This window comes from Oerskovia turbata (assembly GCF_000718325.1).
Classification (GTDB): domain Bacteria; phylum Actinomycetota; class Actinomycetes; order Actinomycetales; family Cellulomonadaceae; genus Oerskovia; species Oerskovia turbata.
The window spans coordinates 134,146-148,526 of the sequence record NZ_JOFV01000004.1; the positions used below are offsets into that span (position 1 = coordinate 134,146).

Genomic DNA, 14,381 nt, shown 5'->3' on the forward strand with positions numbered 1-14,381 from the left:
TCCTGGCCTGTTGTTCAGCTGTTCTGCATGTTCAGCGTGGCCGCAGGGGTCGCCGGGTCCAGCAGGCCGGAGGCCTCCAGACCGGCGCGGACGACGGCGACCTCGTCGTCCGTGGCTGCGACGTACGGCAGCCTGAGGTATCGGTTCTCGGTGACTCCGAGGATCTGGAGCGCGGCCTTGGCCATGACGGCCTGGAAGCCCGCTCCGTTGATGGCGTCGATCGTGGGGATCGCGGTGCGGAAGGCCGCGAGCGCACCCGCGTGGTCACCGGCGTCGAACGCCGAGACGACCTGGGCGAAGCGCGAGCCGACCGCGTGCGCGGCCACGGAGACGATGCCGACCGCGCCGTGCGCGAGGAACGGCAGCAGCATGGCGTCGTCCCCGCAGTACCAGGCGAGGCCGGTCGACTCGATGAGCTTGGCCGCGGTGTAGACGTCGCCCGTCGCGTCCTTGTTCGCGACGATGCGCTCGTGCGCGGCGAGGCGCTCGATGGTGGCCGGGGCGATGCGGACGCCCGAGCGACCGGGCACGTCGTAGATCATGACGGGCAGCGGCGTGGCGTCGGCCACGGCCGTGATGTGGCGGTACAGCCCCTCCTGGGAGGGGCGCGAGTAGTAGGGGCTCACGACGAGGAGACCGTGCGCACCGGCCTCCGCGGCCTGCTCGGCCATGCGGACGGCGTGCTGGGTGTCGTTCGAGCCGGCACCCGCGATCACGTGCGCGCGGTCCCCGACGGCGTCGACCACCGCGCGGACCAGCTCCGCCTTCTCCGGTGCGTGCGTCGTGGGCGACTCCCCCGTGGTCCCGCTCAGGACGATCCCGTCGTTCCCGTTGTCCACGAGGTGCTTCGCTACCTTGACCGCCGCGTCGAGGTCGATCTCTCCGGCGAGGGTCATCGGGGTGACCATCGCGGTCAGGACGGCGCCGAACGGTCGGGCCTGCGTGGGGGGAAGTGCCATGTGCACAAACTACCGCGCGCGCGACCGAAACGGCGGGTCGGTCCACGGGGACGGGCGCCGCGTGCGCGAGGTTCGGCGGCGTTCGAGGCGCAGGTCACCTCGGCGGGTCGCAGGTGAGTGAGGACGCGTCGATGCGAACCCGCGTCGGTCGCGTGATACTCGAAGCATGTCGCCCGCCACGAACGCCCTGTCCCCCGCCCTGGTCTCGCACCTGCCGACCGGGCTGCTGATCGGTGGCCAGTGGGGCCCGGCCGAGGAGGGTCGGACGTTCGAGGTCGCCGACCCGGCGACCGAGGAGGTCCTGTTCGACGTCTCGGACGCGAGCCCCGCGGACGGTCTGCGCGCGCTCGAGGCCGCGCACGCCGCGGCCCCGGCCTGGCGTGCCGTCGCGCCACGCGAGCGTTCCGAGCTGCTGCGCGCGGTCTTCGCGACGCTCACGGCGCGCGCGGACGACATCGCCGCGCTCATCACGGCCGAGTGCGGCAAGCCGCTCGCCGAGGCGCGCGCCGAGGTCGTGTACGGGGCCGAGTTCCTGCGGTGGTATGCCGAGCAGGCGGTGCGCACCGACGGCCTGATCCGCACGGCCCCGGGCGGGGCGAACAGGCAGCTCGTCTCGCGCCGCCCCGTGGGTCCGGCGCTGCTCATCACGCCGTGGAACTTCCCGATCGCGATGGCCACACGCAAGATCGGCCCCGCGCTCGCCGCGGGCTGCACGGTCGTGATCAAGCCCGCGCACCTGACCCCGCTCACGACGTCGCTGGTCGCCGAGATCATCCGCGGGCACCTGGAGGACCGCGGCCTCCCGACGGGCGTGGTCAACGTCGTGCCGACGTCGTCGGCCGCGGACGTGACGAACCCGCTGCTCGCGGACCGCCGCCTGCGCAAGCTCTCCTTCACGGGGTCCACGGGCGTCGGGCGCACGCTCCTCAAGGGGGCTGCTGACCATGTCCTGCGGACCTCGATGGAGCTCGGTGGCAACGCACCGTTCCTCGTCTTCGCGGACGCCGACCTCGACGCCGCGGTCGAGGGCGCGCTCGTCGCCAAGCTCCGCAACACGGGTCAGAGCTGTGTCGCGGCCAACCGCTTCCTGGTGCACGACGCCGTCGCGCGCGACTTCGGCCAGCGCCTCGCCCGGGCGTTCGGGGAGCTGCGCGTGGGGCCGGGCAGCGAGGAGGGCGTGCAGGTGGGCCCGCTCATCGAGGCGAAGGCCGTCGAGCACGTGGACGAGTTGGTGGCGGTCGCGTCCGACGAGGGCGCCCAGGTCCTCACGGGCGGCGACCGTCCGCGCTCGCGCGGCCACTTCTACTCCCCCACGGTCCTGACCGGGGTCGATGCCGGCTCGCGCGTGGTGACCGAGGAGATCTTCGGCCCGGTCGCCCCGATCGTCGCGTTCGCCGACGACGACGAGGGCATCGCCCTGGCGAACGACACCGAGTACGGCCTCGCGGCCTACGCGTACACGCGGGACCTGGCGCGCGCGATGCGCGTCGGGGAAGAGATCGACGCGGGGATGATCGGCATCAACCGGGGGCTCGTGTCCGACGCGAGCGCGCCGTTCGGCGGCATGAAGCAGTCCGGGCTCGGCCGCGAGGGCGGCGAGGCGGGCCTCGAGGAGTACCTCGAGACCGTGTACGTCGCGCTCTGACCCCACCGTGAGGACGAGTTCCGGGGCTGTCTCGCCACTGCCCGCCGAGCCCCCGGCGAGCCCCGCCGAGCGCACCGAGGTGCGCGCCGCCGTCCGGCAGGCCGTGTCCGTCTCGGTCGCCACGGGCCTGTACGGCATCTCGTTCGGTGCGCTGTCCGTGGTGGCCGGGCTGAACCTGCCGCAGACCCTGGTCCTGAGCCTGCTCATGTTCTCGGGCGGGTCGCAGTTCGCGCTCCTCGGGGTCGTGGCCTCGGGCGGGACGTCGGCCGCCGCGGTCACGACCGCGGGCCTGCTCGGCCTGCGCAACACCCTGTACGGCGCGCAGCTCTCGCCGCTGCTCGCCCTGCACGGGTGGCGGCGCGTGCTCGCGGCCCACGTCACGATCGACGAGTCGACGGCCGTCGCGACCGCTCAGCGCAGCAAGGCGGCCTTCCGGGCAGGCTTCTGGTGGACCGGGATCGGGATCTTCGTCGTGTGGAACCTACTCACGCTCGTCGGCGCTCTCGCCGGGGACGCGATGGGCGACCCCAAGGCGTGGGGCCTCGACGCCGCCGCGGGCGCGGCGTTCCTCGCGCTCCTGTGGCCCCGTCTCGCGAGCCGCGTCATGCAGCTCACCGCGGCGCTCGCGGTGGTCGTGGCGGTCGCGCTGCTCCCGTTCGTGCCGCCCGGGGTCCCCGTGCTCGCGGCGGCCGCCGTGGCCATCGTGGTCGGGCAGGTCGCCCGGCTGCCGCGGCAGCCCGTGACCGCCACGGAGTACGTGCCCGACGGCGCCGCGCACCACCCGTCCGACCGGCCCTCCGAGGGCCCGACCCACCGCACCGAGGAGCCCTGATGTCCGACGCCGCCCTGTGGGCCACCGTGGTCGCGGCCTCGCTCGTGTGCCTCGCGCTCAAGCTCTCGGGGCACCTGATCCCCGAGCACTGGCTCGCGTCCGACCGCGTCGCGCGCACCGCTGCCCTCGTCACGGCCTCGCTGCTCGCCGCGCTCGTCGCGGTCCAGACCGTCGGGGACGGTCAGGGGATCACGCTCGACGCGCGACTCCCGGCGCTCGGCGTCGCGGCGGTCGCGCTCGCCCTGCGGGCGCCGTTCCTCGTCGTCGTGATCCTCGCGGCGGCGACCGCGGCGGGCCTGCGCGCGCTGGGGCTCCCGTGACGCCCTTCGCCCTGGACCGCGGCGAGCACCGCCTCGGGTAGGGTCTGGCGAATGGCCCTCTTCAGCGAGTCGGCGGACGTGTCCGTCCGTCCGGCAGTCCCCGGCGACGAGGTCGCGATGACCGCGATCCAGATCGAGTCCTGGCGGTCCGCGCACGGCGACGTCCTGGGCGCCACGGTGATCGACGCGCTCGACGTCCCCCGGATGCAGGAGCAGTGGGCGAGCGCCGTCTCGTCCCCGCCCGGGCCGGGGTTCGCGGTGCTCGTGGCCCTCGCCGCGGACCGTGTCGTGGGCTTCGCGGCCGTGGCCCCGGGCCAGCTCGTCGCGCTCGAGGTGCTGCCGGCTCACCAGCGCGGCGGGCACGGCTCCCGGCTGCTGTCCGCGGCCGTCGACCGGCTGCGTCAGGACGGCTCCGAGGAGGTCGTGGCGTGGATCCTGGACGGCGACACCGCGCGCGAGCAGTTCCTGGGCGGCGCGGGCCTCGGCCCCGACCAGCGGACCCGGACGCTGGCGACCGGGGTGCGCGACGTCGTCGAGCACCGGTGGAGCGCCACGATCTGAGGCGCGCACGTCCCGTCCTAGCGGGACGCCTTGCGCTGCGCCCGGTACATCCCCGCGGCCTTGCGCAGCATGGCGCGCGCCCGCTTGCGGTCCCCCGACGCGTCGTACGCGAACGCCACGTGGTACCAGGACCGCCAGTCGTCGGGGTGCTCCTCCGCATGGGCCCGGTGCTCCTCGAACGCCGCGTCGGCCGCGGCGCGGTCGATGCGTCCGCCCGGTGAGCGCGGCAGGTCGTCGACGGGCAGCTCGCCCGCGGCCGCGAGGGTGTCGGCCATCTTCTGGACCGTGACCGCGAGCCAGAACTCCCACGCGACGAGCCCGATCACGAGGAGCGGGATGAGCAGGACCCCGATCCCGATCACGATCCCCACGGGCTCGCCCGTCCCCACGAGCGCCTGCGCGCGGCCCAGGATCGCCCACACGTAGATCGCGAGCAGGGCCGTGACGACCACGGCCCCGATCAAGCCCTTGCGGTTCCTCACGAGAGGTCCATGACGTTCTCGAGCCCGACCGTCAGACCAGGGCGCGAGACGACCTCACGGATGCCGAGGAGCACGCCGGGCATGAACGACACGCGGTCGAACGAGTCCTGGCGGATGACGAGCTGCTCGCCCTCGTTGCCGAAGAGGATCTCCTCGTGCGCGACCAGGCCACGCAGGCGCACCGCGTGCACCCGCACCCCGTCGACGTCGGCGCCGCGCGCCTCCCAGCCGGTCTCGGTCGCGTCGGGGCTCGCCGCCAGGCCAGCTTCGGCGCGCGACCGGGCGATGGCGTGCGCCGTGTGCGTCGCGGTGCCGCTGGGTGCGTCGACCTTGTTCGGGTGGTGCAGCTCGATGACCTCGGCCGACTCGAAGTAGCGCGCGGCCTTGGCCGCGAACGTCATGGCGAGCACGGCCGACAGGCCGAAGTTCGGGGCGATCAGGACACCGACGCTCGTGCCCTCGGCCGCCGTGCGCCCCAGGTGCGCGACGAGACGCCCACGGCTCTCCTCGGTCCAGCCCGTGGTGCCCACGACCGCGTGGACCCCGAGGTCGATGAGCGCATGCACGTTGTCCTCGGTGACCGCGGGGACCGTGAAGTCGACCGCGACCTGGGCGCCCGCGGCGGCGACCTGCGCGAGGTCGTCCCCCGCGTCGATCCGGGCGACGAGCTCCATGTCCGGCGCGGCCTCGACCGCCGCGCACACCGTGGCGCCCATGCGCCCGGCCGCGCCGAGGACGGCGACCTTGATCGGCGTCGGGGCGGCGGTCTCGCCGGGGTGCTGCGGGGTGCTCTGGCCAGGGGTCACGTCGTTCGAGGTCACACGACAACCCTAGCCGCAACGCAAGGAGGGCCGGTGCGCGTGGTGCGCACCGGCCCTCCTCGTTCACACGCTGTGAGACTCAGTCCCCGAAAGGACCCACGCGTACGGTCGAGCGCGGACGGGAGGCGAGCTCCTCCGCGAGCTTGCGCACGTCGTCGGACGTCACCGAACGGATGCGTTCGAGCGACTCGGCGACACTCAGCAGCTCGCCGAACACGAGCTCCGACTTGCCCAGGCGGCTCATGCGCGAGCCCGAGTCCTCCAGGCCCAGCACCAGCCCGCCGGAGAGCTGACCGATGCTCCGGTCCAGCTCGGCCTGCGTGATGCCCGACTCGGCGAGCTTCTCGAGCTCGCTCGTCATGAGCTCGGTGACCTGGTCGACCTTCGAGGGCGCGCAGCCCGCGTACAGGCCGAACGTCCCGATACCGCCGTGACCCGACGCGAACGAGTACGTCGAGTACGCCAGGCCCCGCTTCTCGCGGATCTCCTGGAAGAGCCGCGAGCTCATGCCGCCGCCGAGGACGGCGCTGAGCACCGAGAGCACGAAGCGGCGGTCGTCCGTCGCGGACAGGCCCGTGCCGCCGATGATGACGTTGGCCTGCTCGACGGTGCGGCGGATCGTGAGCTCGACGCCCTCGATCCCCACGCCCTGCACGTCCGCGTTGTCGCGGCGGACGCGAGGCGTGCCCGCAGGGTCGAGGTCCCAGCCACCGGTCGCGAGAGCGGTCGCGACCTGCTCGCACAGCGTGTCGTGATCGACCCCACCGGCCGCGGCGACGACGAGCGTCTCCGGGCGGTAGTGCCACTGGTAGTGCTCCCAGACGGCGCTGCGCGGCACGGCGTTGATGGTGTCGGGCGTGCCGCCGATCGGGCGCCCCAGCGGGTGCCCGGCCAGGACGGCCTGCGCGAACTCCTCGTGCACGACGTCCGACGGGTCGTCGTCGTTCATGGCGAGCTCTTCGAGGATCACGCCGCGCTCGGTCTCGAGCTCGTCCTCGTCGAGGCGCGCCGAGGTCACCATGTCGGTGATGACGTCGACCGCCATGGGCAGGTCGGAGTCGAGCACGCGAGCGTAGTAGCAGGTGTGCTCCTTGCCGGTCGCGGCGTTGGCCTCACCGCCGACGGCGTCGAACGCCTCGGCGATGTCCATCGCGGACCGGCGGGCAGTTCCCTTGAAGAGCAGGTGCTCCAGGAAGTGCGTGGAACCGAAGTGACCGTCGGTCTCGTCGCGCGAGCCGACGCCGACCCACGCCCCGACGGTCGCCGAGCGCAGGCCCGGCATCGACTCGGTGAGGACCCGAACCCCGCCGGGCAGGACCGAGCGACGAATCGTCGCCCCGTCCTGCCCGGCGGTCAGCTCACCCTCGGGCGAGCCCGAGGGGACGAGCGGAAGGTTCCAGGGCACGTCAGGCGTCGTCCCCGGCAGGTGCCTCGGCGTCGGCCGGAGCGTCGTCCGAACCCTCGACGACCGCGTGCAGCGACAGCTTGCCGCGCGGGTCGATCTCGCCGATCTCGACCTGGACCTTCTGGCCGATCGACAGGACGTCCTCGACGTTCTCGACACGCTTGCCACCGACGAGCTTGCGGATCTGGCTGATGTGCAGCAGACCGTCCTTGCCCGGGGACAGCGAGACGAAGGCGCCGAACGACGTGGTCTTGACGACCGTGCCGACGAAACGCTCGCCGATCTCGGGGACGTGCGGGTTGGCGATCGCGTTGATCGCCGCGCGGGCGGCCTCTGCGGAGGGGCCGTCGGTGGCACCGATGTACACGGTGCCGTCGTCCTCGATGGAGATGTCCGCGCCCGTCTCCTCCTGGATCTGGTTGATCATCTTGCCCTTGGGGCCGATGACCTCGCCGATCTTGTCCACGGGGACCTTGACCGCGATGACGCGAGGAGCGTTGGGGCTCATCTCGTCCGGCACGTCGATGGCCTCGTTGAGGACGTCCAGGATGGTCAGGCGCGCGTCGCGGGCCTGGGTCAGCGCGCCGGCCAGGACCGACGCGGGGATGCCGTCGAGCTTGGTGTCGAGCTGGATGGCGGTGATGAACTCACGCGTGCCGGCGACCTTGAAGTCCATGTCACCGAACGCGTCCTCGGCACCGAGGATGTCGGTCAGCGCTGCGTAGCGCGTCTCACCATCGACGGTGTCGGAGACGAGGCCCATCGCGATGCCGGCGACCGCTGCGCGCAGCGGCACACCGGCGTTGAGGAGCGAGAGCGTCGAGGCGCACACGGAGCCCATCGAGGTCGAGCCGTTGGACCCGAGGGCCTCGGAGACCTGACGGATCGCGTAGGGGAACTCCTCGCGGCTCGGCAGCACCGGCACGATCGCGCGCTCGGCGAGGGCGCCGTGCCCGATCTCGCGACGCTTCGGGCTGCCCACCCGGCCGGTCTCACCGGTCGAGTAGGGCGGGAAGTTGTAGTTGTGCATGTAGCGCTTGCGCGTCTCCGGGGAGAGCGTGTCGAGCTGCTGCTCCATGCGGAGCATGTTGAGCGTGGTGACACCCAGGATCTGGGTCTCGCCGCGCTCGAAGATCGCCGAGCCGTGGACGCGGGGCAGGACCTCGACCTCGGCCGACAGGGTGCGGATGTCCGCGAGCCCACGGCCGTCGATGCGGAAGCCGTCCGTGAGGATGCGCGCACGGATGAGCTTCTTCTGCACCGAGCGGTAGGCGGCGGAGATCTCCTTCTCGCGGCCCGCGAAGTCACCGGCGAGCTCGGCCTGGATCTCGGCCTTGATCTCGTCGAGACGGTTCTCGCGGTCCTGCTTGTCGGCGATGCTCAGGGCCTCGCCCAGGCGGGCCGTCGCGGCGGCCTCGACCGCGGCGTAGACGTCGTCCTGGTAGTCCGGGAACGTCGGGAAGTCCTGCACGGGCTTGGCGGCCTTTGCCGCGAGCTCCTGCTGGGCCTCGACGAGCGTGCGGATGAAGGGCTTGGCGGCCTCGAGACCCTCGGCGACGACCTCTTCGGTCGGGGCGCCGACGCCCTCGTTCTTGATGAGGTTCCAGGAACCCTCGGTGGCCTCTGCCTCGACCATGGTGATCGCGACGTCGTCACCCACGACACGACCGGCGACGACCATGTCGAAGACGGCGCGCTCCTTGTCGGAGTACTTGGGGAACGCGACCCACTGGCCGTCGATCAGGGCGACGCGGACGGCGCCGATCGGGCCGGAGAACGGCAGGCCGGACAGCTGCGTCGAGATCGACGCGGCGTTGATGGCCAGGGTGTCGTACGCGTCGTCCGGGTGGATCGCGAGCACGGTGATGACGACCTGGACCTCGTTGCGCAGGCCCTTGACGAACAGGGGGCGCAGCGGGCGGTCGATCAGGCGGCAGGCCAGGATCGCCTCGGTCGAGGGGCGGCCCTCACGACGGAAGAACGAACCGGGGATCTTGCCGGCGGCGTACTGCCGCTCCTCGACGTCCACCGTCAGGGGGAAGAAGTCGAAGTGGTCCTTGGGGTGCTTGCCGGCCGTCGTGGTCGACAGCAGCATGGTCTCGCCGTCCAGGTAGGCGGCGGCTGCGCCACCGGCCTGACGTGCGAGGCGTCCGGTCTCGAACCGGACGGTACGGGTTCCGAAGCGACCGTTGTCGATCGTTGCTTCGGTGAATTCGATCTCGGGACCCTCCACGGGTGCCCTCCTCACTCTCGAAGTGCCGCCTTCGGTGCCTGTCGAGGGTGCATCCACTCGACGCTCGGCGGTCTTCGATCGAGGCCCACGGTCTTCCCGCTCGAGGCGGGTTCCGGGAGCCACTACCGAGGACCGAACGAAAAGGCTGGCGGCGTGGGTTTCTTACGGGTACTTCACACCGGACCAGCCCGGTCCCGTCCGGGACCGGGCTGAGTCAGGGGGTGTCAGCGACGCAGACCGAGGCGCTCGATGAGGCTGCGGTAGCGGTTGATGTCGACCTTCTGCAGGTAGCCGAGGAGACGGCGACGCTGGCCGACGAGGAGCAGCAGGCCACGACGGCTGTGGTGGTCGTGCTTGTGCTCCTTGAGGTGCTCGGTCAGGTCCTTGATGCGCTGCGTCAGCATCGCGATCTGGACCTCGGGCGAACCGGTGTCGCCCTCGCTCGTGGCGTACTCGGTCATGATGCGCTGCTTGGTGGCAGTGTCGAGGGGCACGGCTCTCCTTGTGTGTTCGTTGCGCGGCGCTCCAGGGCTTCATCCCTGGGCTCTTCGGCAGGCTTGACCAGCCTCCGCGGCCGTTCTGACGGCGCCCATAGTCTAGCAGGGTTGCCCGGAGCCCCGGCCTGACCTCGCGGGACGGCGAGCCCGGTCCCCTCGACGAGCGTACGACGACGCTGCCTGGGCGTGCGATCTCACTCCCCCAGCAGCCCCTGCCGCCTGGCCTCGGCGACCGCGGCCGTGCGCGAGTCCACGCCGAGCTTCTCGTACACGTGGACCAGGTGGGACTTCACCGTCGCCTTCGACAGGAACAGCCTGCGCGCGACCTCGTCGTTCGAGCAGCCCTGCGCCACGAGCCCCAGGACCTCGAGCTCGCGCAGCGTCAGCGAGACGCCCGGTGCCCGCATGCGCCCGAGCAGGCGCCGCTGGACGCTCGGCCCGAGCGCGACCTGCCCGGCGGCCGCCGCCCGGATCGCGGCGGTCAGCTCGTCGGTCGGCGCGTCCTTGAGCAGGTAGCCCGTGGCGCCGGCCTCGATCGCGGCGAGGATCTCCTGGTCGGAGTCGTAGGTCGTGAGGATCAGGACGGGCGGCCCGCCCAGGCGCACGACCTCGCGCGCAGCCTGCGCACCGCCCATGCGCCCTTCGCCGAAGCGCAGGTCGAGCAGCACGACGTCGGCGTCGAGCCCTACCCCGACCCGGCGGACGAGCTCCTCGGCCGTGGCCAGCTCGTCGACCACCTCCATGTCGCCCTCGGCGTCGACGACGGCCCGCAGGCCCGCGCGGACCACGGGATGGTCGTCGGTCAGGACGACGCGGATGGTCGTCGGTCCTTGTGTCACCGAGTCTCCTGGGGGTCGAGCGGGAGGTGGACCGCGAGCGCCGTGCCCTCGCCGGGCGAGCTCTCGAGCGAGAACGTCCCGCCGAGCTCGGCGACGCGCGAGCGCATCGCGGTCAGGCCGAACCCTGAGCGGGGCGGGGGCGTCGCCGCTCCTGTCGCGCCGTCGCCACGCTCCACCTGCCCGACGGCGGAGCCGCCCTCCGGGGTCGGGTGCGGCGCGCGGAGCGCGAGCGGGTCGAACCCGCGACCGTCGTCGACCACGTCGAGCGCCACGGCGTCCCCGAGGAAGCTGAGCGTGACCGCGGCCCGCGTGGCCCCCGCGTGCTGGACGACGTTGGCGAGCGCGGACTGCGCGATGCGCAGGAGCGCGGTCTCGACCGTCGCCGGGAGGGGGTGAGGCTGCCCCGAGGCCTCGACGGTCACGGCCAGCCCTCCCCCGGCCGCGAGCGCGGTGCGGTCGGCGACCCGTTCGAGCGCGCCCACGAGGGTCGCCGACTCGAGGTCCGCGGGCGCGAGGTCGCGCACGAAGCGCCGGGCCTCGGCGAGGTTCTGCTGCGCGGCGAGCCGCGACCGGGTGACGTAGCCGCGAGCGGTGCGTGCCGCCGTCGGGCCGGGGGCGCCCTCGGCGAACGCTCCCGGTGCCTCGACCTCCGCCAGGGCCGTGTCCGCGGCGCGCAGCAGGAGCTCGATCGACGAGAAGCCTTGCGCGAGCGTGTCGTGGATCTCGCGCGCGAGGCGCTCGCGCTCGGTCGCGACCGCGGCCTCGCGCTCGGACGCCGCGAGGTCGGCCCGGGTGCGGACCAGGTCGTCGATGAGCTCCTGGCGGCCCTGCGACTCGCGCACGATCGTCTCGAAGCCGAGGACGACGGCGATCGCGACGAGGCCGCCGAACGTCGGGCCGAGGATCGAGCCCACGAGCTGCTGCCCGCCCAGGATCGCTCCGCCGATCGCGCACGCCGTCGTCGCGGCCACGGCCACGATCCCGCGGCGCGGACCGAGGACGTGCATCTCGAGGAACATGAGCGGGAACGCGATCCACAGCGCGACCGGGGTCAGGAGCAGCAGGAGGGCCCACCCCGCGATCAGCGCCGCGACCCACGCCCCGACGGGCCACCAGGCGCCGCGCGGGGCGTCGACCGCGGTGTCGCGCACGTTGATCCGCGAGCGCCCCACGCCGTAGACGAGCAGGAGACCCAGGCCGCACGCGAGCGCGCCCCACGCCCCGGCGTCCAGGCCACCGGCGCTCAGGGCCTCGGCCCAGCGGGAACCGACCGCGAGCCCGACGAGGGCCACCAGGAGCACGTCGAGCGCGATCTGGAGCCCGAGGGCGGCGGAGATCACGGCGCGTGGCTTCACATCGCCACCCTAGCCACGCGGCAGGCGCGACGTGCCGCGCGCGATCCATCGAAAGGTTGATCCTCGGCCCCACCCTGCGGCCACCGGAGAGCATCCACGGGCCCGATCCGCCCGAGGCCCTCCGGCGGGAGGCTGGACACAGATCGATTCCACGCCGACCACCGGAGGCTCTTGATGTTCGTCGCGCTGCGCGACCTGCGCTTCGCCCGGGGACGCTTCGTCCTCATGTCCACCGTCATCGTCCTCATCACGTTCCTCGTCGGGTTCCTCGCGTCGCTGACCGCGGGCCTGGCCCGCGCGAGCACGTCCGGCGTCACCGACCTCCCGGTCGACAGCCTCGCGTTCACCGTGACCGGTGACGCCAAGCCGTCGTTCACCGAGTCCCAGGTCGACGCCGCGCAGTGGGACGCGTTCGCCGCCGTGGACGGTGTCTCCTCGGCCGAGCCTCTCGGGATCGCGACGACGCGCGCCTCGGTCACCGCGGGCGCGGACGGCGAGGCCGGCACCACCGCGGCCGTCACCGCGTTCGGCTCACGGCCGGGCTCGGGCCTCGTGCCCGACGACGCCGAGGCCGCCCCCGGGACCGTGCTGCTGTCGAGTGGCGCGGCAGACGACCTGGGCGCCCAGAAGGGTGACGAGGTCGCGCTGGGCTCCCTGACCCTGACCGTCGCGGGCGTGCTCGACACCCAGGCCGACTTCTCGCACACGCCCGTCGTCTGGATGGACCTGTCGGACTGGCAGACCGTCGGCGCACGAGGCGGCGGAGCGTCCGGTGACGAGGTCGCGACCGTCGTCGCGATCACCGGGGACCCGAGCGACTCCGCGCTCGCCGCGGCGGCGGACGAGACCGGCACCGCGACCCTCACGCCCATGGGGGCGCGCGCCGCCGTCAGCTCGTTCTCGGCCGAGAACATGTCGCTCACCATGATGCAGGGATTCCTGCTCGCGATCTCGGCCCTCGTCGTGGGCGCGTTCTTCACCGTGTGGACCATCAACCGGGCCGGCGACGTCGCGGTGCTCAAGGCGCTCGGCGCCTCGACCTCCTACCTCCTGCGCGACGCGATCGGCCAGGCGCTCGTCCTGCTCGTGCTCGGCGTCGGTGTCGGGACCGCGCTCGCCGCCGGGGCCGGGGCGCTCGCCGCCCAGGTCATGCCCGTCGTCGTCTCCCCCGCCACGACGCTCCTGCCCGCGCTCATCCTCGTGGTCCTCGGCACGGTCGGTGCCGTCGCGGCGATCCTGCGGATCACGCGCATCGACCCGCACGCTGCGCTCGCGGCTCGCTGAGGCGCCCGCCCGCTCGCCGCTCCTGCGGCGGGGTTGGCGCTCGCGACCGCTCCCCCTTGCTCCTGAAAGCTGCTCCTGAAAGGCACACCATGGACCTCACCCTCGACCACGTCACCCTCGTCTACCCCGACGGCGAGTCGACCGTCACCGCGGTCGACGACGTCTCCCTGACCGTCCCCGCCGGGACCACGACCGCGATCCTCGGCCCGTCCGGCTCGGGCAAGTCCTCGCTCCTCGCGGTCGCCGCGACGCTCACGACCCCGACCGCGGGCGAGGTCCGCATCGGGGACGACGTCGTCAACGCGCCGACGTCGTCGGCCGGTTCGGCCGTGTCCGCAGACGCAGCGCGGCTGCGGCGCGACCGAATCGGGATCGTCTTCCAGCAGCCGCAGCTCATCGCGTCGCTCACGGCGCTCGAGAACCTCGAGCTCATGAGCCACCTGCGCGGCGAGCGCCCCTCGACCCACCGGGACCGGGCGCTCGAGCTGCTCGACGCCGTCGGGCTCCGCGACGTGGCCGCCAAGCGGCCCGGCCAGCTCTCGGGCGGTCAGCGTCAGCGCGTCGCGATCGCCCGCGCCCTCATGAACCACCCCGAGGTCCTGCTCGTCGACGAGCCCACGTCGGCGCTCGACCACACGCGCGGCATCCAGATCATCGAGCTCGTCACGCGACTGACGCGTGAGACCGGCGCCGCAACACTTGTGGTGACCCACGACGAAGCCACGCTCGACACGGTCGACGCGCGGGTACACCTGGCCGACGGGCGGCTCGTGGAGGCGGAGCAGATGGCACTGGGCTCGGGGACCACTGAGTCAGCCGGCTCGAACCCTGTCTACCGATAGCATAGCGATCCGCCGTAGCGGGCGAATAGTGGGCCAACTAGATCTGTCGACCCTGCATGAACCAGAGACTCAAAGTCGCCGCCTGGCGATCGCGATCGCCCATTCGACAAAATCAGCTGGCACGCCACTCATCTTCGGGCTAGTGCTCACATATACTTCTGAGCAACCCTCCCCGCTGTACACCGCAAGAATGGCTTCACCTGTTTCTGGATCTGCAAACTCGATCACATGCTCTCCTGTCACATCGTCAAGATCGATGATCTGAAAACGGCGGCCGCGAAACAGTTCATACCTCATGGAGACCCT

15 protein-coding genes are annotated in these 14,381 nt (G+C 72.4%); 6 read left to right on the forward strand and 9 right to left on the reverse strand.

What is annotated here, in order from left to right; genetic code table 11:
- Nucleotides 1–14 precede the first annotated feature (14 nt).
- Nucleotides 15–959: a 4-hydroxy-tetrahydrodipicolinate synthase gene (gene dapA / locus IE95_RS0105140; protein ID WP_036571157.1), complete on the reverse strand. Its 945-nt coding sequence runs from the start codon at nucleotides 957–959 to the stop codon at nucleotides 15–17.
- Between the two features lie 166 nt (nucleotides 960–1,125).
- On the opposite strand from dapA, the gene IE95_RS0105145 reads away from it, so the two are divergent.
- Genes IE95_RS0105145 through IE95_RS0105160 form a run of 4 tightly spaced genes read left to right on the forward strand, consistent with a single transcriptional unit; the run spans nucleotide 1,126 to nucleotide 4,317 of the window.
- A complete protein-coding gene (locus tag IE95_RS0105145) occupies nucleotides 1,126–2,604 on the forward strand; it encodes an NAD-dependent succinate-semialdehyde dehydrogenase (RefSeq protein WP_030150567.1) in 1,479 nt (492 codons plus the stop codon).
- Nucleotides 2,605–2,641: 37 nt separating this feature from the next.
- Nucleotides 2,642–3,436, forward strand: a complete 795-nt coding sequence (locus IE95_RS0105150; RefSeq protein ID WP_084689861.1) for an AzlC family ABC transporter permease — start codon at nucleotides 2,642–2,644, stop codon at nucleotides 3,434–3,436.
- A complete protein-coding gene (locus tag IE95_RS0105155) occupies nucleotides 3,436–3,756 on the forward strand; it encodes an AzlD domain-containing protein (protein WP_030150569.1) in 321 nt (106 codons plus the stop codon). Before IE95_RS0105150 ends, IE95_RS0105155 begins: the two co-directional genes overlap by 1 nt.
- Before the next feature lie 51 nt (nucleotides 3,757–3,807).
- Nucleotides 3,808–4,317, forward strand: a complete 510-nt coding sequence (locus IE95_RS0105160) for a GNAT family N-acetyltransferase (protein WP_030150570.1) — start codon at nucleotides 3,808–3,810, stop codon at nucleotides 4,315–4,317.
- 17 nt (nucleotides 4,318–4,334) lie between these two features.
- Here IE95_RS0105160 and IE95_RS0105165 read toward each other — a convergent pair whose 3' ends face one another.
- The 7 genes from IE95_RS0105165 to IE95_RS0105195 all read right to left on the reverse strand — a co-directional run bounded on the left by IE95_RS0105165 (nucleotide 4,335) and on the right by IE95_RS0105195 (nucleotide 11,949).
- Nucleotides 4,335–4,799, reverse strand: coding sequence for a hypothetical protein (locus IE95_RS0105165; RefSeq protein WP_030150571.1), 465 nt, complete (start codon nucleotides 4,797–4,799; stop codon nucleotides 4,335–4,337).
- Nucleotides 4,796–5,548: a 4-hydroxy-tetrahydrodipicolinate reductase gene (gene dapB / locus IE95_RS0105170; protein ID WP_030150572.1), complete on the reverse strand. Its 753-nt coding sequence runs from the start codon at nucleotides 5,546–5,548 to the stop codon at nucleotides 4,796–4,798. The genes IE95_RS0105165 and dapB overlap by 4 nt, the downstream gene beginning before the upstream one ends.
- 151 nt (nucleotides 5,549–5,699) lie before the next feature.
- Nucleotides 5,700–7,025, reverse strand: coding sequence for a M16 family metallopeptidase (locus IE95_RS0105175; RefSeq protein WP_030150573.1), 1,326 nt, complete (start codon nucleotides 7,023–7,025; stop codon nucleotides 5,700–5,702).
- A gap of 1 nt (nucleotide 7,026) precedes the next feature.
- A complete protein-coding gene (locus IE95_RS0105180; RefSeq protein ID WP_030150574.1) occupies nucleotides 7,027–9,258 on the reverse strand; it encodes a polyribonucleotide nucleotidyltransferase in 2,232 nt (743 codons plus the stop codon).
- 224 nt (nucleotides 9,259–9,482) lie between these two features.
- Nucleotides 9,483–9,752, reverse strand: a complete 270-nt coding sequence (gene rpsO / locus IE95_RS0105185; protein WP_030150575.1) for a 30S ribosomal protein S15 — start codon at nucleotides 9,750–9,752, stop codon at nucleotides 9,483–9,485.
- Nucleotides 9,753–9,949: 197 nt separating this feature from the next.
- A complete protein-coding gene (locus tag IE95_RS0105190) occupies nucleotides 9,950–10,594 on the reverse strand; it encodes a response regulator transcription factor (protein WP_030150576.1) in 645 nt (214 codons plus the stop codon).
- Complete coding sequence (locus IE95_RS0105195; RefSeq protein WP_030150577.1) at nucleotides 10,591–11,949, reverse strand: sensor histidine kinase; 1,359 nt, start codon at nucleotides 11,947–11,949, stop codon at nucleotides 10,591–10,593. The genes IE95_RS0105190 and IE95_RS0105195 overlap by 4 nt, the downstream gene beginning before the upstream one ends.
- A gap of 174 nt (nucleotides 11,950–12,123) precedes the next feature.
- Here IE95_RS0105195 and IE95_RS0105200 point away from each other — a divergent pair, with 174 nt between their 5' ends.
- Both IE95_RS0105200 and IE95_RS0105205 read left to right on the forward strand, forming a co-directional pair.
- Nucleotides 12,124–13,233, forward strand: coding sequence for an ABC transporter permease (locus IE95_RS0105200; protein WP_030150578.1), 1,110 nt, complete (start codon nucleotides 12,124–12,126; stop codon nucleotides 13,231–13,233).
- Nucleotides 13,234–13,322: 89 nt separating this feature from the next.
- Complete coding sequence (locus IE95_RS0105205; protein WP_051702757.1) at nucleotides 13,323–14,075, forward strand: ABC transporter ATP-binding protein; 753 nt, start codon at nucleotides 13,323–13,325, stop codon at nucleotides 14,073–14,075.
- 69 nt (nucleotides 14,076–14,144) lie between these two features.
- Here the strand turns inward: IE95_RS0105205 and IE95_RS20340 are convergent, their stop codons facing one another.
- Entirely contained in the window at nucleotides 14,145–14,372 is a 228-nt protein-coding gene (locus IE95_RS20340) for a hypothetical protein (protein WP_129429376.1), read from the reverse strand.
- Nucleotides 14,373–14,381 lie beyond the last annotated feature (9 nt).

Excerpts from the sequence above, each read along its gene's own strand:
- dapA (WP_036571157.1), bottom strand. The coding sequence starts at position 959 with ATGGCACTTCCCCCCACGCAGGCCCGACCGTTCGGCGCCGTCCTGACC.
- IE95_RS0105145 (WP_030150567.1), top strand. The coding sequence starts at position 1,126 with ATGTCGCCCGCCACGAACGCCCTGTCCCCCGCCCTGGTCTCGCACCTG.
- IE95_RS0105155 (WP_030150569.1), top strand. The coding sequence starts at position 3,436 with ATGTCCGACGCCGCCCTGTGGGCCACCGTGGTCGCGGCCTCGCTCGTG.
- IE95_RS0105160 (WP_030150570.1), top strand. The coding sequence starts at position 3,808 with ATGGCCCTCTTCAGCGAGTCGGCGGACGTGTCCGTCCGTCCGGCAGTC.
- IE95_RS0105200 (WP_030150578.1), top strand. The coding sequence starts at position 12,124 with ATGTTCGTCGCGCTGCGCGACCTGCGCTTCGCCCGGGGACGCTTCGTC.
- IE95_RS0105205 (WP_051702757.1), top strand. The coding sequence starts at position 13,323 with ATGGACCTCACCCTCGACCACGTCACCCTCGTCTACCCCGACGGCGAG.
- IE95_RS20340 (WP_129429376.1), bottom strand. The coding sequence starts at position 14,372 with ATGAGGTATGAACTGTTTCGCGGCCGCCGTTTTCAGATCATCGATCTT.